At 61.9% G+C, this 25,686-nt stretch carries 19 protein-coding genes and 1 pseudogene; 8 read left to right on the top strand and 12 right to left on the bottom strand.

The window, feature by feature from the left end; genetic code table 11:
• Positions 1-12: 12 nt before the first annotated feature.
• From tssG to AP428_RS15420, 7 genes are all read right to left on the bottom strand, one after another.
• Positions 13-1,113 (bottom strand): type VI secretion system baseplate subunit TssG, encoded by a 1,101-nt coding sequence (tssG, locus tag AP428_RS15450; protein WP_054928305.1) that lies wholly within the window; start codon positions 1,111-1,113, stop codon positions 13-15.
• Positions 1,077-2,912 (bottom strand): type VI secretion system baseplate subunit TssF, encoded by a 1,836-nt coding sequence (gene tssF / locus AP428_RS15445; RefSeq protein WP_006477091.1) that lies wholly within the window; start codon positions 2,910-2,912, stop codon positions 1,077-1,079. The genes tssG and tssF overlap by 37 nt, the downstream gene beginning before the upstream one ends.
• Before the next feature lie 76 nt (positions 2,913-2,988).
• On the bottom strand, positions 2,989-3,474 hold the full coding sequence (gene tssE, locus AP428_RS15440) for a type VI secretion system baseplate subunit TssE (protein ID WP_006477092.1): 486 nt from the start codon (positions 3,472-3,474) through the stop codon (positions 2,989-2,991).
• A gap of 62 nt (positions 3,475-3,536) precedes the next feature.
• The gene (locus AP428_RS15435; protein WP_006477093.1) at positions 3,537-4,040 is read right to left on the bottom strand and encodes a type VI secretion system tube protein Hcp; all 504 of its coding nucleotides are present in this window, start codon (positions 4,038-4,040) and stop codon (positions 3,537-3,539) included.
• Positions 4,041-4,110: 70 nt separating this feature from the next.
• On the bottom strand, positions 4,111-5,601 hold the full coding sequence (gene tssC / locus AP428_RS15430; RefSeq protein ID WP_006477094.1) for a type VI secretion system contractile sheath large subunit: 1,491 nt from the start codon (positions 5,599-5,601) through the stop codon (positions 4,111-4,113).
• 15 nt (positions 5,602-5,616) lie between these two features.
• Positions 5,617-6,132: a type VI secretion system contractile sheath small subunit gene (tssB, locus tag AP428_RS15425; RefSeq protein ID WP_006484395.1), complete on the bottom strand. Its 516-nt coding sequence runs from the start codon at positions 6,130-6,132 to the stop codon at positions 5,617-5,619.
• Positions 6,133-6,178: 46 nt separating this feature from the next.
• The gene (locus AP428_RS15420; protein WP_011546581.1) at positions 6,179-6,814 is read right to left on the bottom strand and encodes a M48 family metallopeptidase; all 636 of its coding nucleotides are present in this window, start codon (positions 6,812-6,814) and stop codon (positions 6,179-6,181) included.
• A gap of 372 nt (positions 6,815-7,186) precedes the next feature.
• Between AP428_RS15420 and tssJ the strand changes: the two genes are divergently transcribed.
• The 3 genes from tssJ to icmH all read left to right on the top strand — a co-directional run bounded on the left by tssJ (position 7,187) and on the right by icmH (position 10,026).
• Complete coding sequence (tssJ, locus tag AP428_RS15415; RefSeq protein WP_006477097.1) at positions 7,187-7,798, top strand: type VI secretion system lipoprotein TssJ; 612 nt, start codon at positions 7,187-7,189, stop codon at positions 7,796-7,798.
• A 102-nt stretch (positions 7,799-7,900) separates the two neighbouring features.
• Positions 7,901-9,247: a type VI secretion system baseplate subunit TssK gene (tssK, locus tag AP428_RS15410; protein ID WP_006477098.1), complete on the top strand. Its 1,347-nt coding sequence runs from the start codon at positions 7,901-7,903 to the stop codon at positions 9,245-9,247.
• Complete coding sequence (gene icmH / locus AP428_RS15405) at positions 9,244-10,026, top strand: type IVB secretion system protein IcmH/DotU (protein WP_012327796.1); 783 nt, start codon at positions 9,244-9,246, stop codon at positions 10,024-10,026. The genes tssK and icmH overlap by 4 nt, the downstream gene beginning before the upstream one ends.
• 87 nt (positions 10,027-10,113) lie before the next feature.
• Here the strand turns inward: icmH and AP428_RS15400 are convergent, their stop codons facing one another.
• The 4 genes from AP428_RS15400 to tssI form a co-directional block, all read right to left on the bottom strand.
• On the bottom strand, positions 10,114-10,431 hold the full coding sequence (locus tag AP428_RS15400) for a hypothetical protein (protein WP_027809805.1): 318 nt from the start codon (positions 10,429-10,431) through the stop codon (positions 10,114-10,116).
• Between the two features lie 535 nt (positions 10,432-10,966).
• Positions 10,967-11,497, bottom strand: a complete 531-nt coding sequence (locus AP428_RS35215; protein WP_226292247.1) for an imm11 family protein — start codon at positions 11,495-11,497, stop codon at positions 10,967-10,969.
• Between the two features lie 55 nt (positions 11,498-11,552).
• On the bottom strand, positions 11,553-16,208 hold the full coding sequence (locus AP428_RS15395; RefSeq protein ID WP_011694122.1) for an RHS repeat-associated core domain-containing protein: 4,656 nt from the start codon (positions 16,206-16,208) through the stop codon (positions 11,553-11,555).
• 51 nt (positions 16,209-16,259) lie between these two features.
• The gene (gene tssI / locus AP428_RS15390) at positions 16,260-19,451 is read right to left on the bottom strand and encodes a type VI secretion system Vgr family protein (RefSeq protein ID WP_054928304.1); all 3,192 of its coding nucleotides are present in this window, start codon (positions 19,449-19,451) and stop codon (positions 16,260-16,262) included.
• A gap of 364 nt (positions 19,452-19,815) precedes the next feature.
• Between tssI and AP428_RS15385 the strand changes: the two genes are divergently transcribed.
• Entirely contained in the window at positions 19,816-20,616 is an 801-nt protein-coding gene (locus AP428_RS15385; protein ID WP_011546588.1) for a transporter substrate-binding domain-containing protein, read from the top strand.
• A 137-nt stretch (positions 20,617-20,753) separates the two neighbouring features.
• Here AP428_RS15385 and AP428_RS15380 read toward each other — a convergent pair whose 3' ends face one another.
• Positions 20,754-20,957, bottom strand: a complete 204-nt coding sequence (locus AP428_RS15380) for a hypothetical protein (RefSeq protein ID WP_006477106.1) — start codon at positions 20,955-20,957, stop codon at positions 20,754-20,756.
• 697 nt (positions 20,958-21,654) lie between these two features.
• Here AP428_RS15380 and AP428_RS36730 point away from each other — a divergent pair.
• The 4 genes and pseudogenes from AP428_RS36730 to AP428_RS15370 all read left to right on the top strand — a co-directional run bounded on the left by AP428_RS36730 (position 21,655) and on the right by AP428_RS15370 (position 25,592).
• On the top strand, positions 21,655-22,128 hold the full coding sequence (locus tag AP428_RS36730; protein WP_125380892.1) for a hypothetical protein: 474 nt from the start codon (positions 21,655-21,657) through the stop codon (positions 22,126-22,128).
• Between the two features lie 63 nt (positions 22,129-22,191).
• On the top strand, positions 22,192-23,118 hold the full coding sequence (locus tag AP428_RS35210; protein ID WP_125380893.1) for a hypothetical protein: 927 nt from the start codon (positions 22,192-22,194) through the stop codon (positions 23,116-23,118).
• A gap of 436 nt (positions 23,119-23,554) precedes the next feature.
• Positions 23,555-24,059, top strand: a pseudogene (locus AP428_RS35205) (IS21 family transposase); the annotation flags it as partial.
• Positions 24,060-24,386: 327 nt separating this feature from the next.
• On the top strand, positions 24,387-25,592 hold the full coding sequence (locus tag AP428_RS15370) for an IS110-like element ISBma3 family transposase (protein WP_041489176.1): 1,206 nt from the start codon (positions 24,387-24,389) through the stop codon (positions 25,590-25,592).
• Positions 25,593-25,686: the final 94 nt, after the last annotated feature.

Below are 25,686 nucleotides of genomic sequence, written 5' to 3'. Positions count from 1 at the left end.
GTTGTTAGGGTCTCAGTGAATCACGTGCAGTTCGTAGCGGGCGTCCGAGCGATCCTCCAGCGCATCGCGCGTGCACAGGAACGCATCCCAGCCGAGCCGCGAGCCCGCGCCGAGCACGCTCGCGCCGACCTCGGTGCGCTTGAGCACGAGCTTCACCTCGTACTCGAGCGTGACGCCGGCGAGCAGCGTCAGCATCCGCTCGAGCGCGACGGCGTGCGCGCCGCCGGGCAGGAACGCCTCGTAGTCGCGCTTGGACAGCGGGCCGACGACGATCCGCGCGCGCATGTCGCGCTGCCACACGCGCTCGCCGACGAGCGCCGTCGCGCCGAGCACCGCGTTGACTTCGCCGAGCACGCTCAGCTGATCGGGCGGCACGTCGTACCACTTGCCGACGAACTGGTCGATCTTCACCGGCACGCGGAAGTAATCGGACAGCGTGCGTTGCAGGTAGGCGGCCGACATCGGCCGGTGCCGCGCCGCGAGCGCATAGCCGGCCACGGCTTCGTCGAGCACGCCGCCCGGGCCGGCCGCGAGGCTGTCGCGCACCTCGTCGCTCGGCACGCCCGCGATCGCGAGCAACAGCGGCAGGTAGCGCTCGTCGCGGTCGAGCTCGTAATGGAACGGCAGCCGGTATTTCTTCCACGCCGCATAGAACAGTGCGGTCGCGCGGTTCGAGAACACGTCGAAGAACGCGCGCGCCGCGTGGTCGCGCCGCAGGTGCTCGCGCGCGACGATCTGCTCGGTGTAGTGCAGCGGCAGCGCGCCCTGCCCGCCGAGCAGCCCGAAGAACGCGGGCGTCAGCTCGACGCGGCCGAGCTCGCCCGCAGCGAGCGCGGTGTCGCGCTGCTCGTCCGAGTTCAGCGGCGCGCCGTCGTCGTCGAACGAACGCGCGCCTTCGATCTCGCTCGGCGGGAAGCCGAGCGACAGCGTGTTGCGGAATGCGATGTGCTGCGCGACCACGTCGCCCTGCCGCCACGCGCCGGGCGCATCCGACGCCTGCCGCGCGAACAACCCTTCGAGCACCCGCACCGCCTGGAAGAACTCGAAGCGATGCGGCTCGTCGAGCAGCGCGTCGACTACGCCAGGATCGATTCGCCGGTTCGGGGCTTGCATCGGATGATCTCCTCGCCGGTGCGCTTCGACACGACGACCAATTGAACGAAACTGTTGAGGTGGACGTACAACCCGAAGAAGCTGTCGAGCACGCGCACGAACGACGCAAGGCTCGCGCCGACGAAGTGCTCCTCGTCGATCGTCAGCCGGATCTCGATGCCGCGCACGAAGGTCGCGAACGGCTTGCCGGGCAGCCACTGCACGGCGCCGCGCTGCTCGACGCCGGCCAGCCCGTCGATCTGGCGCATCGACACGGCCGTGCGCCGCAGGTCGTACAGCGTCAGCATTTCCTTCAGCGGCGCGAGGCCGTGCGCGACGAGCGACACGTGGTTGAGCGCGAGATGCGACACGAGCCGCCAGTGCGCGGCGCGGCCGCGCTCGAAGCGCACGCTCTGCGTCGGGCGGCGCAGCAGCGAGATGCCGCTCGTCTGCGCCCCGCCTTCCTGGAACAGGTCGCCGCCTTCGAGGCCGAACGCCAGCATCGAAGGCAGGTCGCGGTTCGTGCAGGTGAGGTCGAGGCTCAGCGTGTCGGTCTGCGGCGACGTCGGCTCGAAGTCGATGTCGACGATCGAGATCTCGGTTTCATAGCCGGGGCTCTTCTGCGCGACCCAGTCGTTGCGGCGCGCGAACCAGTAATGGCCGATGCGCGCCGATTCGCCGTGATGCAGCGAATAAAACGGCCGGAACTCGATCACCGATTCCTCGTGCGCCTGCTGCCGGACGAGCTTCACCGAGTCGATCGAGTACACCTCGTACGCGAACGCACGCCGCGCCTCGGCGATCACCGGATACGACACCGCGCGGTGCGTGATGCGGATCGGTTCGCCGTGCTGGCGGAACAGGTTGACGATCGGCGTGCAGAACAGCCGGAAATGGCTCGCCGTCAGCAATTCGAGCAGGCGCGCGATATGCGAATCGCTGCGCACGTCCTGCAGCACCAGATGCAGCGTCGCGCGCTGGCAGCGGCCCGACGCGCGTGCGATCGCCGCAAGGTCGAAGTCGACGAAATCGAACTTGTCGGGGAACGCGAAGTATTCGGTGAGCAACCGGTACGCGGGGTGCGATTTCGCCGGATAGTCGATCAGCGCGTCGTCCTCGGCGAAGCCGGCCTGCGCGATCGGCAGCTTGCGCAGCGCGGTCCAGCGGCCGTTGCGTTCGGGCTCGACGTACGCGCCGAGCACGTTGACGAACAGGCAGTCGGTCAGCGCGGCGACGAACGACTGCTCGCCGTGCAGGTGCGCGCGCAGCGTCGACAGCTTCAGCGCGCCGAGATCGAGCTGCGCGGCGAGCGATTCGAACGTGATCGAGATCACGCCCGTCGCGTTCGACGGCAGCACCGTCGCGCTCGGCGCGAGCGCGACCGGCGTATAGCGCGCCTCCGAGATGCGGATCGGCGCAAGCGTCACGTCGTAGGCGGTACGGAACCGGCATTGCACGCCGCGGATCGGACGGCTTTTCAGCTCGGTGCCGCGATCGATCACGACCGGTTCGGTCTGCTGGCCGGGCGAAGCCGGCGTGAACTGCGCGATCGAGCACGACGGGAACGGCCGCAGGTAGTGCGGATACAGCACTTCCAGCAGCGCTTCGGTGAATTCCGGGTAATCGTCGTCGAGCTTCTTGTTGATGCGCGCGCCGAGTAGCGCGAACGACTCGATCATCCGCTCGACGTGCGGATCCTCGCAATGCTCGCCGGACAGCGCGAGACGCGCGGCGATCTTCGGATAGCGTTCGGCGAAATCTCGCGAATAGCGCCGCAAAAACGATAATTCGCGTTCGTAATACGGCAGCAATTCTTCCATCGACGACCCCGAACCTCAATATTTCCTGCCGGACCTGATTGACCACCGGGCGGTCCGGCCCGCTCGGCGGCTTGATTTACTGCATGCGTGCCGCGCGTGCGCGCGTGACCGAATACTGCAGCGTCGACGGTTGCAGCATCGCGTCGAAACTGACCGGCTCCTCGGCCGGGTGCACGACGAGCAGCGCCTGGATCGCGAAGTACAGCGCGTTGGTGGCTTGCTCGTTCAACTCGAACGTCACCTGCACCTGCTGCAGGCGCGGCTCGTGGCGCGCGATGGCCTGCTGGATCGACTTGCAGATGAATGCGCGGTCGTAGTGGCTCGCGAGGCTCAACCCCGCGAAATCGTTCAGCCCGTAGGTCAGCACCGACTTCTGGCATTCCGGCAGCGCCGCCAGTTCGTTCTCGGTGTGCGCGATACGGGTGTTGAGGATCGCCTCGACGTCGCGGGCGACCGTGTTCTTGAGCTCGTCCAGCGACAATTGCCGCATCGCAGCCGAGGCCGGCAGATGCGGTTCGTCGTCGAACAGCTTGTCGAGAAAACTGGGTTCGAATCGTTTCATCGGCCGGTGTTGACAGCGAAAACGACAACGGGACGCGACGCGCCCCGTTGCCGCAACCGACCTTAGACCGCGTAGGTCTTGTCGTTCTTCGTCAGACTCCAGGCGCCTTGCGTGTTGCCGCCCTGGTTGCCGCCGATCTTCTGCTGGGTTTGCTTCCACTGCACGGCTGCGTACTTCAGCGAGAACGTCTCGAGCGGCAGACCTTCCTCGCGAACGCTCGGCGCGATGCTCGAGATGATCACGTACTTGAGCTTGACTTCCAGATACTGCACGCGCTTGCCTTCACCGTCAGCGCGCGAGAAATGGACCGTCACTTCGTCGAACGTGGTACCGCCCGAAGCGTGCTGATACAGCAGCGGGCTCGACGAATCGATTTCCTTCGTGAAGATCATGTCGCCGTGCTCGCAACGCGTCATCGTGTGACCGCCAGCGGTCGATGCGGTTGCCGAACGCGGCTGAACGATCGAGTGATCCCACGATTTCAGTTCGATCCAGCCCTGGTGGTCTTTATCCGCGGATTCGCCCTTCACCGCGGGACTACCAAACTGCAAGTGCATATGTAACATGGCCCTTCGACTCCCCAAAGAGGTGGTTTTAACGTCCTACCCAGGCGGCCCGCCCGGGCGATTTACTCGCTTATGAATTTGCCGGTTTGGGCAGATCAGCGACAAGTCGCAGAGAAATCGAGAGTTCGTCGAGCTGAAAGTGCGGGCGCAGGAACGCGACCGAACGATACGAGCCCGGCTTGCCCGGAATCTCCGACACTTGTATGGATGCCTCGCGCAGCGGAAATTGCGCTTTCTGTTCCTGCGAGGCGTTGTCGTCGAGCAGGACGTACTGCGAAATCCACCGGTTGAGGAAAGTCTCCACGTTCTGCGCCGATGCGAAGCTGCCGATCTTGTCCCGCATCATCGCCTTCAGGTAGTGCGCGACGCGCGATACCGAGAAGATGTACTGAAGCTGGGCGGACAGGACGGCGTTCGCGTTCGCGCTGTCGGTGCTGTATTTCTTGGGCTTCTGCACCGACTGCGCAGCGAAGAACGCGGCGTAATCTGAGTTCTTGCAATGGACGAGCGGGATGAAGCCGAGATCGCTCAGCTCCTTCTCGCGGCGATCGGTGATCGCGATTTCGGTCGGGCACTTCAGCGCGACTTCACCGTCGTCGGTCTTGAACGTGTGGGTCGGCAGATCCTCGACGAGGCCGCCGCCTTCGACGCCGCGGATCGCCGCGCACCAGCCGAAGTCGTCGAACGCGGCCGTCAGGCGGGCCGCGAAGGCCCATGCCGCGTTGCACCACAGGTACTTGTCGTGATCGGTGCCGTCGACGTCCTCGACGAAGTTGAAGTTCTCCGCGGTCTGGCCGTCCTTCGGATTGAACGGCAAGCGGCCGAGAAAGCGCGGCAGCGTCAGGCCGACGTAGCGCGAATCCTCGGCGTCGCGGAACGACTTCCACTTCGCGTATTCGACGGTGTCGAACACCTTGCCGAGGTCGCGCGGCTTGCCGAGGTCGGAGAACGACTCGAGGCCGAGCAGCTCCGGCGACGCCGACGCGATGAACGGCGCATGCGCGGCCGCCGCGACGTGCGACATCTGCTCGATGAAGTACATGTCTTCCGGCTGGCGCGAGATCTCGTAATCGCCGATCAGCGCACCGAACGGCGAGCCGCCGAACGTGCCGAATTCCTCTTCGTAGACCTTCTTGAACAGCGCGCTCTGGTCGAACTCGCTCGCGCCCTTGAAATCGCGCACGAGATCGCGCTTCGGCGCGTGCAGCGCCTTGATCTTGATCGTCTGGCCCGTGTTGCTTTCCTTGACCAGATAATCCATCCCGCGCCACGTGCTTTCGAGGCGCTGGAATTCCGGCGCGTGCATCACGGCGGAAAGCTGCGTGGAAATCAGGCGGTCGAGTTCCGCGACGCGCGCGTCGATCGTGGCCGACAGGTTGTCCGACACGATCACCGTGCCATCGAGCACCTGGTGCACGAGTTCGCCGATCAGGTCCTTCGCACGCGCATGCTCGGAATCGGATTTCGCGACCTTGCTCTTCTCGACGATGTCGTCGAGCAGCGAAGTCCCCGCGGCGTATTCCGCGCCGCTCGCTTGGGCCGCAGCCGTTTGCTGGTTCATCTCAACACTCCGTCGTCATTCGCCGTCTTTGTCGCCGCCGGTGCCCTTCGCGAGCTCCTGCAGCTGCTGCGTGTTCTTCAGCACCTCGGACAGCAGATCCTCGAGCTTGTCGTTGCCGGCGAGCTTGTTGCGCAGGTCGGCGAGCTTCGAGCGCGCCTCGAGCAGGCGGCGCAGCGGCTCGACCTGTTCGACGACTTCGTCCGGGCTGAAATCCGACAGCGAGCGGAACTTCAGGTCGACCGCGAACTTGCCGCCTTCCGGGCTCAGGCGGTTTTCCACCTGGAACGCGGCACGCGGCTCGATCGCCTTCATCACGTCGTCGAAATTATCGCGGTCGATATTGACGAATTTACGATCGCGCAGCTTCGGCTGCTCGATCTCGGACTGGCCCGCCAGATCGCCGACGACCCCGACGACGAACGGCAGCTCCTTCACCTCGATCGCATCGCCCTTCTCGACCTCGTAGGTCAGCTGGACGCGCGGCGGCCGTATTTTCTGCAAGCTTTTCTGAATGCTTTCTTTCTTGGCCATCTCGACGGCTCCCAGGTTAGTTGTGGTTATCGCGTCAGTTGCGGTTTCAGTTGCGCAGTGCGCCGAACGGGTCCGCGCTGCCCTTTTGCGCCACAGGCGGCGTCGGCGCGCTCGGTGCGGCCGGCGCAGCCGCATCGGCAGCCGGTGCGGCCCCGCCCTTCGGGCGATGGACGACGCGGCGCGGCGGGCGCGGTTTCACGGTCTTGGTTTCCGGCGGAAACAGCGCCGATTCGCCGAGCGTATCGCGCAGTTGCTTCGCGAGCGCCTGCGCGTCGGACTTCGCATCGCCCGCGAGCGATGCGTCCTGGCGCAGCTCGCCGAGCGACTGCGTCGCGATCCGCAGGCCGGCGACGGCCAGCACGCTCTTCGCCTGACGATCGGTCGCGTCGCGCTGCAGCGCTTCCTGGGCGGCGACGATCGCCTGCCCGTAATGGTTTTGCGCGAACTGGATTTGCGCGATGCGCGACCACGGTTCCTCGCGCGTCGGATCCGACTTCGCGAGCTGCTGGTACAGGCCGAGCGCCTTGTCCTGGTCCCCCGCCTTCGCGACGGCGTCCGCATCGGCCAGCGACTTGTTGAACACTTCCGCAGTCGGCGGCGCGGGAGGCTGGCTCGCACAGCCGGCGATCACGCCGCAAGCCACCACTACCCCAGACAGTTTTGCGAACAGACGGTCTTTCATCGTTATATCCACCGGCGCGTGAGTTTTAAATCGTTGAGAATCTGGTTCTTTTGCTTTGCAAGAAGCGCGCGGGTATAGTACCGATCAATTTTTCATAATTCAATCGTCGTGTGAAGAGTAATTCCTTTTAAAACCGGGCGCTACCCCCTCGAATGGCCGATCGCTGCGGGCTCGCCGCGGTTTTTCCTCGGGCCGGAATGCGCAAGTTTTACTGGTCGCACGACGCGCCGCCCGGACGGCGGAAAAAATTTCCGGGCGCTCGCCTGACGCGGGCGTGCTTAATAGTTGAACGGTGCAATGTCGGGGAGGCGCAGCGAACGCGGCAATACCCGGCAGTTTTGACAGGGATAAAGGCGGCACGCCGGAAAAACGATGAGATCGTCCATGATTCGCTACGCGCTGCCGCTGGTTGCCTGCGCCCTTCTGGCCGGATGCGCGGCCGCCCCGCTGCTCGGCTCGGCCGCGAGCGCCGTGATGTCCGCGGCCGGTATCGGCAAGCCCGAGGTGCCCGACGCGCAGAAGCCGCCGCGCAACATCGGGCTCACGCTGGCCGCCGCGCCGAACCTGAATGCCGCGACCGACCACAAGCCGCTCGCGCTCGTCGTCCGGCTTTATGCGCTGAAGGACCCGACCTCGTTCCAGCAGGCGCCGTTCGACGCATTTACCGATCCGACCAAGGAAAAAGCCGCACTCGGCGCCGATCTGCTGAATGTGCGCGAAATCACGCTGATTCCGGGCCAGCGCTATACGGCAACCGAGAAGGTATCGCGCGAGGCCCAGGCATTCGGCATCGTCGCGCTGTTCCGCGATCCCGCACTGCAACGATGGAAACTGACATTCGATCCGGCGAAATCGGAGAAATCCGGCATAATCATCGGCCTGCATAATTGCGCGATGACGGTCACCGACGGCACGGTCATCGCACCGCAACAAGGTGCGCCTTCGCAACCGCTGAATTTGCTGTCTTCGGTCTCTTGCGGTTAAACATGACGCACGGATGTCAATTAACAAGAGTTAACACTTGGCGATTTAATTCGGGCACGAACAAATCGATTACATCGCAACGCCACATTAACCGGATTTGACATGAGTTATTCGGCCAAGGTGCTGTGGGGGGAAGGGCTGTTCCTCCGGCCTCAACACTTTCAACGGCAGGACGCGTACCACGAGGCGCGCCTGTTCGAGTCCATCCAGGCGATCCAGCCGTACAACTGGGGCGTGCGCTCGGTGCGCATCGACCGCGACGCGCTCGGCAGCAACGTGCTGCGGGTCGCCGAGCTCGCGCTCGTGTTCCCGGACGGCGCGCTGTATGCCGCGCCGCAGGCAGACGATCTGCCGCCGCCGATCGCGCTGGATACGTTGCCCGACGGCATCAACGAATTCGTGTTCTATCTCGCGCTGCACCCGCTGCGCGAGAACGGCACCAACTACAGCGACGATCCGGCCGCCGGCTTCATGACGCGGTTCGTCAGCGAGCAGACGAGCGTCGCCGACAACTTCACCGACGCCGCCGAAGCCGACATCACGTTCCTGAAGACGCAGGTCAAGCTGATCGCGCACAGCGAGCCGCGCGACCAGCTGCTGTCGGTGCCGCTCGTACGCGTGCGCCGCACCGCGACGTCCGGCTTCGAGATCGACGACAGCTTCGTGCCACCGTGCCTCGCGATCGAAGCGTCGCCGATCCTGCACCAGCGGCTGCGCCAGCTGGTCGACGCACTACAGGCAAAAGTGAACGCGCTGTACGGCTTCCACCGCGAGCCGTCGAAGAACATCATCGAATTCCGCTCGGGCGACATCGCGTCGTTCTGGCTGCTGCATACGGCGAACGCCGCATTCGCGACGCTCGCGCACCTGCACCAGCACGCGGCGCTGCATCCGGAGCGGCTGTTCCAGGAACTGCTGCGCCTCGCGGGCCAGTTGATGACGTTCTCGAAGGGCTATACGCTCGCCGACCTGCCCGTGTACCGCCACGACGATCCGGGCCCGAGCTTCGCGCGCCTCGACCTGATGCTGCGCGAACTGCTCGACACCGTGATCTCGACGCGCTATTTCGCGATCACGCTCGACGAAGTGCGCCCGTCGTTCCACCTTGGCCGCCTCGATTCCGGCAAGATCGACGACAAGACCGAGTTCTACCTCGCGGTGTCCGCGGACATGCCGAGCGTCGAGCTCGTCGATGCGGTGCCGGCCCGCTTCAAGGTCGGCGCGCCTGACGACGTCGACAAGCTCGTGCTGTCGGCGATGCCCGGCGTGCGGCTGTCGTACACGCCGCAGGTGCCGCCCGCGATTCCGGTGCGCCCCGGCGCGTGCTACTTCGCGCTCGATTCACGCAGCCCGCTGTACGAGCGCATGCTGCAGGCCCAGTCCGCGATGATCTACGCGCCGACTGGCATCAATGACCTGAAATTCGAACTGATCGCGGTCACATCATGAGCTACGCGCCTTCCCTGTTCGGCGACAACGTGCCGCCGCCCTCGCATAGCCCGGCGTCGACGGACGCCGCGTTCCAGGCCCGCTCGCTGCTCGATTTGCTGTACGACGGGTTCTTCATGCTGTTCCTGCTCAAGAACAAGCGGGAGCCGGACAGCGCCAGCGAGTTCAGCACGCGAATCCAGGAATTCCTGTCGGATTTCGAGCGCGGCGCGAAGAAGCTGAATATCGCCGCCGAGGACGTGTACGGCGCGAAATTCGCGTTCTGCGCGGCCATCGACGAAATGGTGCTGTCGTCGCAGTTCAAGATCCGCGCGGATTGGGAACGCCGGCCGCTGCAGCTCGTACTGTTCGGCGAGCAACTCGCGGGCGAGAAGTTCTTCCAGTATCTCGAGGAGTGTCGTGCGCAGGGTGCGGCGCGGCTGCAGTCGCTCGAGGTGTTTCATATGTGCCTGCTGCTCGGGTTCCAGGGCAAGTATCTGCTCGAAGGGCCGGAGAAGCTCGCGTATCTGACCGCGCGGCTTGGGGACGAGATCGCGCATATGAAGGGCAAGCGGGCTGCGTTTGCGCCACATTGGCCGCTGCCGGATCAGATCGCGCACCGGTTGAAGCGGGAGGTGCCGGTTTGGGCGATCGGGACCGTGTTCGCGCTCGTTGCGTTGCTTGGGTATCTCGGGCTCAATACCTATCTCAAGGACAAGACGCTGCAGGCGTTGGCGCCGTATTCGCAGGTGATCAAGGTCGGGCCGGAATCGGCTAATTTGACGATTTCGTTGCCGTAAGAGGCGCGTGTTTTTTTCGAATGCCGCTTGATGAAAAAGGACCGCACCGGCGGTCCTTTTTTGCTGTGGCGTGGGGCGCGTGCCTCGTCAGAGCAGAATGAACTCGTCGTTGTCGACGTAGAACACGAATGCGTCGAACAATTGCGCGACGGTCGGTTCGTCGACCTGGTCATGCGCGTTGATCACGATGTCTTCGATCGTCGCGCTGTTCAGCGTGACGCGCCAGCCGGGTTGTGGGGCGGCGGCGGGCGGCGTGTCGACTTCAGTGTTGTCAGCGCCTTCGGTGAATACGCCCTCTGTATCTAGCGTCCATGGCGTTGATGGCAGGCAAAGCCATCCGGAAAAGTCGCCCGGATGTTCGAGAATGTGCTGCAGCGACGCGATGGTCGCGGGGGTGGTCGACATGGGGTATTGCGGTTATAACTGGACTGAAGTCAATGCAGGAGCGGTAATGTCGCAGGCCCCGAATGTGCCTGCGTTGCCACAGCGCTCGCGTAAGGGAGCCGCGATTATGCCAATTTCGGACACGTTAGGCTGGGTCGGTGGTCGCTGTCGGTCAGTGAACGGATGCAATACCGACATTCGAGATCACGTCGAACTTCCCGCATCGGACCGCCCTCCAGAGTTCGTGGCGAATTGTTTCATGGATCGCGGCCACGCGGTCTTCGGTCAGGGACCGAATCTCACCGCATCCACGACACTCAGCGATTTCACGCATAGATCTTGCTGTCGGGAGAATCCGTTCCAATTTGAGCATAGCTTCTTGATTGACCCACTCGCGACAATCCCGATATTACTTATACGCGCCATGCAACACCATGCTCCCTTTTCAGCGTGGAGCCTTGTTTCCCGCTCCAACATCTGACGGATAAACGAATGAAGTCGATTCTCGAACAACATGATCTTGCTTCCCGCTCGGGCACCGCCGGTCTGGTCGACATCAATCGGCAGGCGGAATACCAGTGGTGAATCTAACCCCCTTCTTTGTGGCACACAATACAGCCTCGGCCAATCGATCTCCCACGACAATATATGTCAAGGAGTCGTATTGTCTGCCAATGCCATTGGCAGAGAAATCGGAGCGCAAGACCATCTTTTTGAAACCAACCTTGGCATCAGGAAACCCCGGAATCTTCACCACTATCGGCTCAGAAGCGTCGTGATCGATCACATCGACTTTTCTAACCGGATTAAGAAGAAAGTATGATCCGTCAATAGCCTTTCCGTCCGATTCAATAACTGCCGGAATGAACTGTACGTCACCGTCATTCGCCAGTCCTTCAATCGCAACACGCACCGCTTCACTTACAAGCGGAATCAAGATGTTTGACCAAATAACACCGTAGTCTTGAATCTTTGCCACCCCCTTTTTGGGAAGATCGAATACCAAAGGATTCGATTTTGTGAGGCGTGTGGCCGCCTGTAAATCAAAGCGATCCACTTGATTTTTTGCCTCATCGTAGAGTGCCATCCGACTTTCCGGATAGTCCGCCTCCGTGGTCCAGATTTTCGTCATATATCCTCACTTAGTTTGGACACGCCCATGGTCGATGGTTCTTGTTGAGCATCCGGTTCCCGGCTTTCAACTCCATCCGCTCTCGCGCGATGATTCCGCGCAGAGCCGCGTCATACTGTTTCTGCCCCCAACCCTGCTGCTTTCCTATCACAACAGCATCGTTCATTTGTCTGGACAAGTTTGTGCTTACGATGTTGGGATGACGCCCGTTGTGGATCGAGCGAGTCGGATGAAGGCTTTCGTCATCTGGTAGATAGATTTTGTTAGCCTGAGATTGAAGATCAAAGCCAGCAAGCGCAATTAGAGGGTGATTTTTCGTCTGGGAATTCTTGTCGCTAATAATGTGGTGCTCTTGAAACCCCTGAGACTTGAGGCAGTTAACTCTTCTCTGGATGCTGGCTTCATGGGCAGGACGGCGAGGTGCCAACCCCAACGGATCGATCCATTCGACCGGATTCGACGCATATTGATAGACGTTGATCCCGCCAACGAGCCCGATCGGATCTTTCGACACGAACCTTCCGATACCCGAATCATAGTACCGGTGCCAGTTATAGTGCAGTCCCGTTTCCGCATCAACCTGCTGTCCCTGAAACCGCAACGGATTCTTAGCCACAATCCCCGCCGCCTTCGACGCCCGCGCAATCACCTCCCGCGCTTCACCCCAAGCCTTGTACGACGCTTCCCAGACCACATCACCATCATCGTCCGTTAGAAGCTGCGGCGTGCCGATCTGATCACAGTGGTAATAGAACACCGCCGCATCGCCCCGCCGCTCCGGCACCTTCTGCAGCGGGTCATCTTCCGGCACATAGCGGTCGGTACTCGTCCATACCGGCGTCTCGATTCCCTCAACTGGCTCCGCCACATACTGCGCCAGCGGCACGAACGTCCCCGGCTCGTACAGATAGTGCGTGCCACGCTCGCCATCACTCTCGTACGCCAGCGTGTCGCCATCCCACCCGAACACCGTCCGCTCGCCGTTCACCTCCTTCGCAATACGACGACCGAACGCATCATAGAAATACCGAGCCTGACTCTGCCGCGACGTCTCGGCAACCCGCGCGGACAGCAAGCGATTGAATTCATCCCACTCGTATTCCTGCTGCCCCGCAGGCGTGCGCTTGCGCACCAGATTCCCGCGTGCGTCGTACTCGAAGTGCATCCCCGCGTACGCCTTCAGCAGGTTCCCGAGCACCTTCGGCACCTCGACCGGCAACGTGCTTTCCGGCCGCACCGGGCTGGGACGCGATGCAGGCGTCTCCGTAATCCGCACCGGATCGATGATGTTGCTCGCCGGATCGAACGCGAACCGCTCCTTCGCGACGGGACTGATCGCCTCGATCAAACGCCCGACAGGATCGTATCGATAATCGGTCCCGCCCTTGCGGCTGTCCTCGATCCGCGACAACTGCCCCACCGCGTCATAGCGATAGCGCCGCTCGGCAAGCGGCGCGGGCGACGTCGACCGCTGGATCGTCTGCTGCAGCACGCGCCCAGCCGGATCGTAGTGCGTGCGCTGCCCGACCTTGCTCGACAGCACACGCACCGTCTCGCGATGCAAGTCATCGCGCTCGAACTGCACGCGCTCCTCGCCATCGAGCAGCATCCCGTGCACATGCCCCGAGCCATACATCAGCCAGTCGACCGCATGCCCGTCCGGCCGAACGGTACGCCGCCGATTGCCGAGTTCGTCGTATTCGTGATGCCACACGTAGCTGCGCCGGTCGCCGAACAGATCGTAAGCGTGATGTTCACGCACCAGATTGCCAACCGGATCGAAGAAGAACTGCACGCGGCTGTACCGATTCACCGCGTCGATCAACCTGCCGCTCGGATCGTAGGCAAACCGTTCCTCGCTGTCCCCCGCGATGCGCTTCAGCAGACGGCCGTTCGCATCGACGTCGACCGAAGTCACGCAACCCGCTTCATCGATCGAAACGAGACTGCCGCTGTCCGGATCGTACTGATAACGCGTCGACTTGCCGTCGAAGGCGATTTCCTCGATCAGCCGCCCTGCCGGATCGTAGCGGAACTGGTACGTCGCAAAGTTGGCATCGGTCAGCGCGGTCAAGCGCCCGAGACGGTCGTAGCGATACGCGATCGTCTGCCCGAGCGCGTCCGAGCGGCTCGCGATACGGCCAACGGCATCGTAGCCATATCGCGTCGACCGATTGAGTTGATCCGTACGCCCAAGCAATCGACCTTCAGCATCGTACTGCACGTGTTCGACACCGGCCGGCGAACGAATCTCCGTCAACTGGCCGTTCGGGCCATATGCATAAGCAACGACGCCCCCGGACGCATCCTTTGTCTCGATCGCACGCCCGATATCGTCATAGCGCCACGCCGTCTTCTTTCCAGAGCAGTCCGTGTAGCCGGTCAATTGCCCGGCGGCGTTGTATTCGAGCGCCTTCGATCCGCCTTTGGCATCGGTGATCTGTGTCGGCAGCCCCTTGTCGTTATAGCTGTACTTCGTCGAGTGCTCGAGCGGATCGATTTCCTCGACGAGATTGCCTGCATCATCGTACTTGCGCTGCCAGACATGCCCATTCGGATCGACGAGCCGGATCATCTGGTCCTTGTCGTCGTATGCCATCTCGACAATGCTGCCGTCAGCGCGCTCGTGCCATGTCCGGTTACCGCGCGCGTCGTAACGCATCTGCTCGACGCTGCCGTCCGGCAGAATGTGCAACGTCAGATTGTTGTGCTCGTCTCGCCGGAACCACTCTTCGCTTCCATCCGGATAGGCGATCCGATAAACGTAGCCCTTGATATTGAAGTAATAACGCGTCGTCTGACCGAGCGCATCGGTCACATAGGTCAATCGAATGTTCGGATGCCACGCCAGACGGATATCGAGGCTGCCGTCGTCCGCGTACTCGCGCACGCATTTCGCATTCGCGTTGTCGTCAGCGTCCGCGCCGTCCCATTCAAGCGACATCCCGCGGCCGGTGCGATCGGTGTAGCGCGTGACGAGATGTCGGTCGTACTGGTAGTTCCACGCGTTGCCGTGCCGATCGGTTGCGCGGATCAGATCGGCCGCTTCGTCATAGGCGTAGCTCGCGAGCGTGCGACGCTTACCGTCTTCGAGCACCTGCTCGATCAGTACGATCCGGCCGTGCTTGTCGTGCTCGAACGACAGCACGTTACCGTTCGCATCAATCAGGCGCGCCACGTGGTCGCGCGCATCGTAGTCGAGCGTGATCGTGTTACCCGCGCGATCTTTCTGCATCGCCAGCCTGAACGCGTTGCCACGCCGTTCATACACGTGCAACTCGTCGTGGCCGTACGCAATCGTCACCCACGTATCGTCGAGTCGCGACAGCGTCAGGTTTTCCGAGAGATCGTCATGCACGCTTCCGGCTGCGAGCGCGCGATATTCAATGCTGCGCCCGCTGGCATCACGGTAGAACCATGTGTCGCCTTCTATATCGATGCGCGTCGTGTACGGCGTAATCCATCGCGCGCCGAGTTCTCCGGTGTCGTATGCGGACAGGCGTGAGCGATAAGTACGCGCCCAGACAAGCGGCAATGCGCCGGGCAGTTCAAAGTCCGTATGCGTGAACGTCTCATCGCCGAAAGCGAAATCGATCGACCCGGTCGACGCGCCGACCCCGCAACCTTTGCAGGGGCTCTGGCCAGGACCCTCCGGATGCGCATGCTGCTCGACCGCACCCACCGGCTCCTGCGGGCGATCATGATGTGCCCTTCCCTTGCCGCCGGTCGGCACGTCGGCGGTCTTTTCACGAAGCTTGCCGCCCGCCCGCACCCGTGCCACGGCCTCGATCACTTGCGCGATCAGCCAGAGCATCTTGCCTTCTTCGCTGCCATTCAGATCACGGATGGCCTTCGCAACTTTCGGCGCCTCAGTCTTCAGGAAGGCGACGATATCGCGAAACGGTTGGAGCCACGAATCCGGCGCCAGCTTCGCGGCGGTCCCGACCGTCGCGTTGCCGGCTTCCTTGCCCAACGCGATCGAACCTTCGTAACCGTACTCGAACGCATCGACCAAGAGCTTCGGGTTGTACCAGGATCGCTCGCCCATCTTCCGCGCGATCTGCTGCGTACGTCGCACGTTCGCACTACTGTCGAAAATCTGCCCTTTGAGGGCAAGCTCGAGTCCGCTGGCAATACCGACCATCAATTCCTGCGCCTTGGCCGCGCAGTCATTCAGCAGATCGACAAGGACTTCCTGCAACGTCTTCAGGAAGTTCTCGATTTCCGTCGCGGCCGCGGCGTTGACGTGTGCAACGAGCACGCCAATGATCGCCGCCCCGAGATTGCCGCGAGACACCAGCAACTGATTGCGCACAAGCGCCAACAGCGGCCGCGCCGACAGTCGGAACGACGCCAGCGGCGGCGGAACCGGAATGACCCCGATCAGGTTGATCGCGAGTCCAAGGTAATCGAGCAGATCGGCATGACGCTTCTCGACGATCGTCACGATGTCGCACACGGCATCGTAGAACGCCATCAGGTTGCCGATGATCGGCACCGCGCTCGCGACGGTTTTGAGATCCTCGAACGAAATGTGATTGCCGCTGATCTTGAGCAACCACTTATTGAAACGGTCGCCCCCCGCCGCCACGTCTTTCGGTGAAATATCGCTGAGCCAGGAAACAGCCTGTTCCTTCTCTGCACCGGGTGGAAGTTGTTGTGCCATGTCGTTGTTCGTTCAATTCGTTTTTTTCAAGACGGCTGACGAGCCGCCCTCTCAGGATTTCAACGGTCCGCCAAACCCGCTTGTCGGCAGTTTCATGCCCGTCGCGCCCGCGGCCGACGCCACGGTCGTGGCGCCCTTGCCCGCGATACCGGCCACGCCCGGCAATGCACCGGGCAACGCGCCCTGCAACGCCCCGGACGCCGCATTCGCAGCCGGCGCGGCAAGCGCGGCAAGCCCGCCCTGACGGGCGGCCTGAACCATCCCGGCCACCTGCTTCGCCGCACCGCTCAGGCTCGAGGCGGTCTGCAACGCGGACGCCACGCCGGCGCCACCCAACGCGGTCGCAGCAGCCGGCAATGCGGCGCTCGCGAGCCCGCCGAGGGCCGCACCCGCGCCGCCGCCGCTCACCAGCCCCATCGCCGCGGTCGTCGCGGCCGGCGCCATCCCTTGCAGCTGACTCGCGAGCTGTCCGCTCGCCGCGGCCTGCGCGGCCTCGGGCGACGGTTGCACGGGCTCCGCCGGCCACTTCGCCTGCTTGAAATAGTTCGCCGGCTGATCCGACTCGCGTGGGTCTTTCCCGAATTCGACGCGCACCGCCCCCGGCGGCAAGCCGCTCACGACCGTATAGCCGCTGTTGTCGAGTGCGCCTTTCTTCAGCACGGCGCCGTTCACGTCCTTCACCGTGAACAGCCCGCCCTTCACCGCCTCGCCGTTCACGTACTTGTGAAACAGTTCGAGCTGCCCGGGCTGATCCGGCCGCGGGCTCGGCAGCGGATACCCCATGCTCGCCGGCCCCGCGAACGTATGCGACGCCCCCTTCACATCGACCGCGCCCGGCGTATGAATCTCGATGTCGCCGTCCTTGATGCGGATATATCCGCCGCCGCTCGTCAGCAAAATCCCCTGATCGGCCGCGATCTCGATCCGGTCCGTCGCCGACACCACCCTCACCGCCTTCTGCGCGGTCACCTCGATGTTGTCCGACTGCGCCTGGATCTCGACCTTGCCCTTGCCCGCGAACAGCTTCATCCCCGCGTTCTGCACGAACAGGCTCAGCTTCTGCCCGATGCTGCCGATCAGCGACTTGCCCGCGGCCACGTGCACGCTCTGCCCGCTTGCCACGTTCACGTGATCGTTCGCGACCATATGCACCGACTGCTGCGTCGACATCCCGATTCCCGACGGGCTGCCGAACAGCATCACCGGTTCCTTGAACGCGTTCGCGTTACCGGTGCCGCCGCCCGCCGTGCGCCCGCCCGCCGCGCTGCCCGACTGGCTGTCCTGCGTCGCGTCCGTGAATGCACGCATCGTGTCCTGCGCGTCCTTCAGGCTCTCCGCCTGATGCTGCTCGCTCACGCCCGACATCGCCTCGACCAGGCTCTCGCCCGCCACGAGCTGCTGCTGCGCCTCCTTCACGTCGAGCGGCTGGCTGTTCGCCGCCTTCGGGTGCGTCGTCACGTACAGGCCCTGGCTCGCCCGCACCGCGCCATACGCATCCGAGCGCAGATCGAAACCGCTGCCCAGATACGACCCGCGCGCATTGCCGTTCTGGTCGATGATGTAGCCGAGATGCAGCAGGCTGTTCGCGCTGCTGCTCATCAGTTGCACGCGGTTCTGCCCGGTCGCGTCGTCCATCACGAGCTGGTTGTAGCCGCCGCCCGAATACTCCTTCGATCGATAGCCGGACAGAATCCCGTCGCTATGCCACTGCGGCTGGTTCGCGCCGTTGTACACGCGCCCCACGGCCAGCGGCCGGTCGCAGTCGCCGCCGACGTAGTCGATCAGCACTTCCTCGCCGATGCGCGGCACGTGCACACCGCCGTAGCCGCCGCCCGTATCCGACTGCACGACGCGCACCCAGCACGATGCGTTCTCGTTGCCCGGGTTCAGGCGATCCCACACGAACTGCACGCGAGTCCGGTTCAGCTCGTCGGTATAAACCTCCTCGCCCTGCGGCCCGACGACGATCGCCGTCTCGAGGTGCATCTCCGGCTTTTTATGCTCGAACGGGCTGCGATACGGCACGTTCACGCGCTGCGCTTCGACCTCGACGAGATAGAAGCCGACCGAGCCGTCGTCGTGCGGCACGCGAAACGCGGGGTCGGCACCGTAGCCCTCCTGCGCTTGCGTCAACGCTTCACGCAGGCTGTACGGAAAATCCGCGCTGCCGTTCGAAACGGGGAGGTTGTTCTCGATCCACCATTCGACGCCGATCGCCGCGAATTCGCGCTGGTCGGCCGGATCGCGATCGTGTTCGGGATGATCCGCCAGCGTGAAGCGCCGGCCGGCATCGATCGCACGCACGCCGCCCGCGCCGTGGAAGCGCTTCGCCTCCGACTCCCACTGCTCCATCCGGATCTTCGTCAGATGGTCGCCGCGCGTCTGGTCCAGATACGTGTACGCACCGGTGTATTCGTAGACTTCGAGCTGATCGGGCAATTCGCCCTGACCGGCCATCGTCGGCAGCGACGTGCCTTTCGGATTCGACGGCTGCGCGGGATTCTTGTAGTCGAACGTGCGCGTCGAACGCGTGACGCTCTGCAGCGTGCGCGTGCCCGACCATTGCGTGAACGCATCGGCTTCGCTCGCCGCCCCGCCACGATAGAAGCGCACGGTCTGCGGCGATAGCGGCGCGAACGCCTGCAGGTTGTCGGTCACCACGAGCGTGTGCGACTTGCCGTCGTCGGCCTGCTGCCACGCGCAGTAGAGCCCTTCGTCCTCCATCAGTCGATGGATGAAATGCCAGTCGGTGTCGTGCTGTCGCGTGTACGAGCGGTTCGGCAACGGCTTCGACAGCGCAAAGCGGAAATGGCCTTTCGCCTGCGGATGCTGGTTCAGCACGTCGCTGATGATCTGGTCGACGGTCGTATCGTTCCAGATCCGCTGGTCGCGACGGAACTTCAGGAAATGGGTGAAATCGGCGAACGTGAGCTGATAGGTCGTGAGCCCGCCGTCGGCGCCCAGACGGCGCGCGGTGTGCACGTAGCCATTCGCCGGCCGATAGCTGCGATCGCCTTGCTGAATCCACAACGTGACCGGCTGCGCGATCAGCTTTTTAAGCTCCAGATCGCTATCGGTCGACAGCACGTCGAGCGTGAACTCGTACGCGCGCCCGATCCGCGAACGGCCAACTGCCCGCTGCACGGTCAGGACGTTGCTCCCCAATGGCGTATCGAGCTTCAACAACCGGTCCTGCTGAAGCAACCCGCCGCGCAATGCGGCGATTGTGTTCTGCATGTTCATGGCTACGGCCTTTTCTTCTTTTGACGCGCCCTCGGATGGCGCAGCTTCATTTCGCTTGCGCGATTTTACAGGCAAAACTTTGCACGAATCCCTCCAAAGTAGCCTGATTCAAAAGCACATTTTCAAACGCGCCCGGAAGCCTGATGGACAGCCCTTACCGACTGACCGCTCGCCGAAGCAGGCCCGCGCCACGGCGATGCCCTGCCCCGTCCCATGAAATCGATTGCAATCAGGGCCAATTCGACTTCCGGCGCGGCGCGGTTGCGAGTAGTGTCTACGTGCCCGTATGCCGGCCGCCGCCGGGGCCGACCGAGAGCCGGCGCTCACATCACGACATCACGACACTGAACCCTGGAGATCTGCGATGAAACGTTCGAAGTTCCTGCTGTCGGGCCTGCTGCTCGCGTCGGCCCTCGGCTTCACGGCCGTCGCCGCGCACGCGGACGACCTGCTCGATTCCGTGAAGAAGGCCGGCGTGCTGCGCGTCGGCCTCGAAGGCACCTATCCGCCGTTCAACTCGCGCGGCACGTCCGGCCAGCTCGAGGGCTTCGACGTCGACGTCGCGAACGCGGTCGCCGGCAAGCTCGGCGTGAAGACGCAGTTCATCCCGACCGAATGGAGCGGTATCATCGCCGGGCTGCAGGCCGGCAAGTTCGACGTGATCGTCAATCAGGTCACGATCACGCCGCAGCGCAAGGAGGCGCTCGACTTCAGCGAGCCGTACACGTACTCGGCCGCGCAGCTGATCCAGCGCAAGGACGACACGCGCAACTTCAAGTCGCTCGACGACTTCAAGGGCAAGAAGCTCGGTGTGACGCTCGGCACCAACTACGATCAGATGGCGCGCACCGTGCCGGGCATCGAGGTGCAGACGTATCCGGGCGCGCCGGAGAAGCTGCGCGACCTCGCTGCGGGCCGGATCGAGGCGACGCTCGACGACCGCCTGATGCTGCCGTACATGATCAAGACGTCGAACCTGCCGCTGCGCGCGGGGGCGGTGCTGAACGGCGGCAAGCAGGAAATGGCGATCCCGTTCCGCAAGGGCAATCCGAAGTTCGAGAAGGCGATCAACGATGCGCTCGAGTCGCTGCGCAAGGACGGCACGCTGAAGAAGATCTCGACGCACTGGTTCGGCAGCGACGTGACGGTGCCGGTCGCGCAGTAAGCGGTTCGGCGCGTGTTCAATGCGTCACGTTTTCGCTGCGGCGAAGGCGTGACGCGCAGTTGCGGCGTTCGCCTCGCCTTCTTCCCTTCTTCCCTTCTTCCCTTCTTCCCCTTTTCCTTTTCCTTTTCCTTTTTCCTTCAGGCCGCCTCGTCGAAGCGGGAAAGCAGCATCTGGCCGATCGGCGTCAGCGCCGGGCGCGCCGCTACCTCATTCACGCGGACCTGCGTATCGTCGACCAGCCGCTTTTCCACGAGCACGGCAAAGGCCGGGTTCGCGAGGTCGACACTGTCGGGCGCACGTGCAATGCGCAGCAGCATCGAGAATTCATGCGGGCTCAGCATGGTTCGTGTCTCCTGATCGTACGCGATGCAGTTTGATCGGCGTCGATCGCGTTTTCGAATGGAATGGATGAGAGGCAGCAGCCAATGCGCTGCCGGGAGCGAGATCCCGGGTGAGCGCGACGCGGGCACGGCGTGGGACGCGGTCACGTACACCCCGATAGCGACAATGCTGCCGCGACGGGAGCGTGCAACGTTAGCGGCGCAGCGTGACGCGGGTGTGACGAGAAAAGGGGGATGGCGATGGTGCTCGCGCCATCGCGGCGCGCGACTCCATGAACGAAAAAAGGGTTACGGAAAACTCCGTAACCCTTTTTCGGATTTGGTGCCGGCTGCAGGACTCGAACCCGCCACCTGATGATTACAAATCTCCGGAAGAATCTCGGGAAATCAAAGCCTTAGATAACAATTCGTTCTACAAGGACCTCGCGAGAGCAGGGCTGAAACGCATTGCCTGCAGAGCTCCCGTTTTGGTTGTAGAACGAAGAGCCAGCCGACAGGGGGGAGTCTCGCTTGCTGACAGTGCGGACACCGGCATGCTGCGAGGACGATCCAATAGTGGTGCGTGCTGGCGTTCTTGCCCGCATCGATAACGACGAAAAAATTTTTACAAACCCTACAGATTTTCTCAATGATACCGATAATTCATCAGACGAATGCATGTTCGGTTCGTCTCTGTTCAATTATTGAGAAAACCACTATGCGACAAATCACGAAGAAATGCGTTTTGGCGGCTCTGCTGTCGTCGGCTGTCGTCGGCGCCTATGCTGGCACCACTTCAATTCAGAAAACGACGACGCCACCGCAAGCGCTCATTTTTTCGACTGGCGCCGGTTTTACAGCGGGCGCATATTTCGGGCTGAGCGGTTCGGATTTTCCGGGCTCACTGTTGACCGCAAACAAAAAACTGACTAGCATCGACGTTCAAACCACTTCGTATATCGGTGCAACGAACGACATCGTTTCCGTTTGCTATTTGCCGCCGTACACGACGCAATCGAATTATTGTCGCAATGAAATCGTTCCGGGGACTAGCATCAGCCTTACAGACTTCAATAATCTGCCATTCGGTAACGGTGCTTCCTTTGTGATTAGGCACCACCCGAGCGGACGGCCTAGTACGACTCTGAATCCTGCAGGCACCGAATCTGTGACCTACAACTACTCGTATTGATGAGTATGCGCCTCGTTTGAGAAATCGGCGGGGCGTTTTCGATTCCACGACATGGGGTTTTCCATGGAAATCAATTCGAACCTTTTGACGACGACGCAAAATAGTGGCTCAGCCAAATCAACGGCAACACCTACGGTCAGCGATTCGACGGGCGCTGCCGCTTATGCATCCACTTCGGCACAGTCGACAGCGACACAAGGCGATAGCGTAACGCTGAGCGGTGAAGCAATTATGCTTTCACGGCTGTATGGTGGTTCCGAAAAGGGAATTCCTGCGACACCGTTAGTCGGATCGAAAGACGTTGGCGCGGCTGATCCTGTTATGTGGCTTAATGCAGACGACCGTAGCGCGTTGTCGGATCTGTATGGGTATGCGCAGCAGACCGGCGCTGATCTGCATTACGTTGACGATATCGCGTTTCAGCTTGCCTATTATCGGCAAACCGCCGGTACGGTAGTATCGAACTGGACGACTAACCCGATGTACGATATGGAAGGCCATCGCCTCACGTCTTCTTTCAGTGACAAAGACGTGGCATCCGCAAAAGTTATTCAGACCAACAGCAACAATACCAAGCTGGATAAGGGTTTTCTGAATTACATTCTGGATCAAGGGTACGGTCAGAACCACATTATGAATTTCCAGTTTCTGGAAAAATTCGTTACTGATGGCTCAAGTGCTAACAACACGAATTCGAATTTGACGGAATTTGGAACATATGCAGTCAATCCCAGATCGATCGTCACTGCATCCAAAGATGTCGAGTTCCATCGCCCGGAACCAGATTTTATAAGTACCAACGGCGTGTTCACCATTACCGCAAAAGGTGCGAAGAACGGTTTTGTACTGGTGGACGGCCAACCGATTCAGCAACAGAAAGCGAATTCCGTTGAGGTGAAAAACGGACATCTTGCAGCCAATATCGAAAAGCCGTCTTTTGCAAAAATGATACTTGCGATGCTGAAGGCGCGCCTGTTAAATCAAACGTAGCAACTCACCAGAAAAAGGCGACGCGATATCGTTCACGCAGGAGATAAAACCATGCGCCCGCGTGATAGATGGAGCCCGCCATACGCGGGCTTTTTAATTTGTCGGAAAAGTTTGAACAAATATAAACTGAATCGGTTACTTATATTATTTCTCGATTCGCAAAGATCAAGGACATTGCTTTGCACGCCGGAAATAGAAGCTGCACGTAGCGCGGAGGCGTGATTAACCGCTGTCGAGTGGATGGGCGATCGATCGGGCTCGACTAGCGTCGCTCGCGAGAATTAACGACAAACGAAAAAAGGGTCACATATCTGTTGCGTAACTGTTGATAGCCGAACAAAACTGACCCGTTTGCTGCAAGTTTTTTCATCGAAAATTGACCCACATGTTCGAATGCCTGCTTGGGACGCCAAGCAGGAGAACCGGAGTGGTTACGGTGAGCATGTTGGCCAAAATACGGCGGAGGCACTTCCGCGATGGCGTCCCCCTCCGGGACATTTCTCGACGTACCGGGCTGCCCAGAAACACGATCCGACGATGGCTACGAGAGCCATCCACTGGCGAGCCAAAGTATCCGAAACGTGCCGGCAAGAGTCATCGATGCTTGGGCAGAACAACTGCGTCAGTGGTTGATCGCTGACTCACGTCTGCCCAAACGGGGCCGGCGAACCGCAACGCAGATGTACGAGGAGTTGCGAGCCACTGACTACGACGGTAGTTATCGACGTGTTTGTGCATTCGTGCGGATCTGGAAGCAGGAACGGGATGAAAGCCCTCAGCACGGCGCGTTCGTGCCTATGTCGTTCGAATATGGGGACGCGTTCCAGTTTGACTGGAATTGCGAATACGTCTTCATCTGGGGGTTGCGCCGGCGCCTTGAAGTGGCAAATGTAAAGCTCGCTGCAAGCCGGGCATTCTGGCTGGTGGGTACCACAACCAAATAGGCTAGCCAAGAACGGGCACGCACGGGGGAATTTCGTGATGTAGCTTACCTCCCCGCCTCCGAGCCCCCCTTCGGGCAATCTGCTTCCCCTAGCCCCCGTTACTATCTTCACGCCCCGATAATCGGGGTTTTGGCCAGCCAGGCCCGGCATGATTCTCGCCCCCAGTCGCAGTCATGATCCGGGGGGTGTTGTCACCGGGCCTGGTGGGTGGCTGGTGATCGCTGATAGGGGTTTGGCCGGGATATCCCGACGCCGTCCGTAACGTGGATGCCGAGACTTGCCACCGTTGTTGCAGGCCAATCCGTTCACTCTGCACAAACTGCGATGCAAGACACACAACAACGTGATGCCGTCGATGTCTTCGTCGGCGTCGATGTCGGTAAAGGCCAGCATCACGCCGTCGCACTCGATCGGAACGGCAAGCGTCTGTACAACAAGGCGCTACCCAACGACGAGGCCAAGCTGCGCGCCCTCATCGCCGAACTCAAGACTCATGGTCGACTCCTGTTCGTCGTCGACCAACCTTCCACCATCGGCGCGCTTCCGGTAGCTGTCGCCCGTGCTGAAGGCATACTCGTCGCCTACCTGCCGGGACTGGCCATGCGCCGTATCGCCGATCTGCATGCAGGTGAGGCCAAGACCGATGCCCGCGATGCCGCGATCATTGCCGAAGCCGCCCGCTCGATGCCGCATACGCTGCGCTCGCTTCGATTGGCTGACGAGCAACTCGCCGAGCTCACCATGCTGTGCGGCTTTGACGATGATCTCGCCGCTCAGGTCACTCAAACCAGCAACCGCATTCGCGGCCTGCTCACCCAGATCCATCCGGCGCTCGAGCGCGTTCTCGGACCGCGCCTCGACCATCCGGCGGTGCTCGATCTGCTTGAGCGCTACCCGTCGCCCGCCGCGCTTGCCTCAACCAGCGAGAAGACGCTCGCCAACCGCCTGACTAAGCTCGCGCCGCGCATGGGCAAAAACCTGGCGGCCGAGATCGTTCAGGCTCTGAGCGAACAAGCCGTGATCGTGCCCGGCACGCAAGCTGCCACCATCGTCATGCCTCGTTTGGCCCAGCAGCTTGCAGCCTTGCGTAAGCAGCGCGACGAGGTCGCTGCCGAAGTGGAACAACTGGTGCTTGCTCACCCTCTTTGGCCGGTCCTGACCAGCATGCCGGGAGTCGGCGTCAGGACTGCCGCCAGACTCCTGACCGAAGTCGCCCATAAGGCCTTCGCTTCGGCTGCACACTTGGCGGCCTACGCTGGCCTTGCCCCGGTAACCCGGCGCTCGGGCTCGTCTATCCGAGGCGAACATCCATCCAGACGCGGCAACAAGGTGCTCAAGCGCGCCTTGTTCCTCTCCGCCTTCGCGGCCTTGCGAGACCCCGTCTCGCGGGCCTATTACTCGCGCAAGATCCAGCAGGGCAAGCGCCACAACCAAGCGCTCATCGCGCTGGCACGGCGACGCTGTGACGTCCTGTTCGCCATGCTGCGCGACGGCACCATTTACCAACCCAAGTCAGTCCCTAACGCTTGACGAAACACATAGGGGCACCCCCCCAAAAAAAGCGCCAATACAGTGCATTTCGTCGCACCTGTGCTCGTACCCACCTATCATTTATTGCATATGC

Source organism: Burkholderia sp. E168m22 (assembly GCF_001319805.1).
Taxonomy (GTDB): domain Bacteria; phylum Pseudomonadota; class Gammaproteobacteria; order Burkholderiales; family Burkholderiaceae; genus Burkholderia; species Burkholderia orbicola.
The sequence above is the reverse complement of the archived record's forward strand: the minus strand, read 5'-3'. Positions and strand labels throughout refer to the sequence as shown.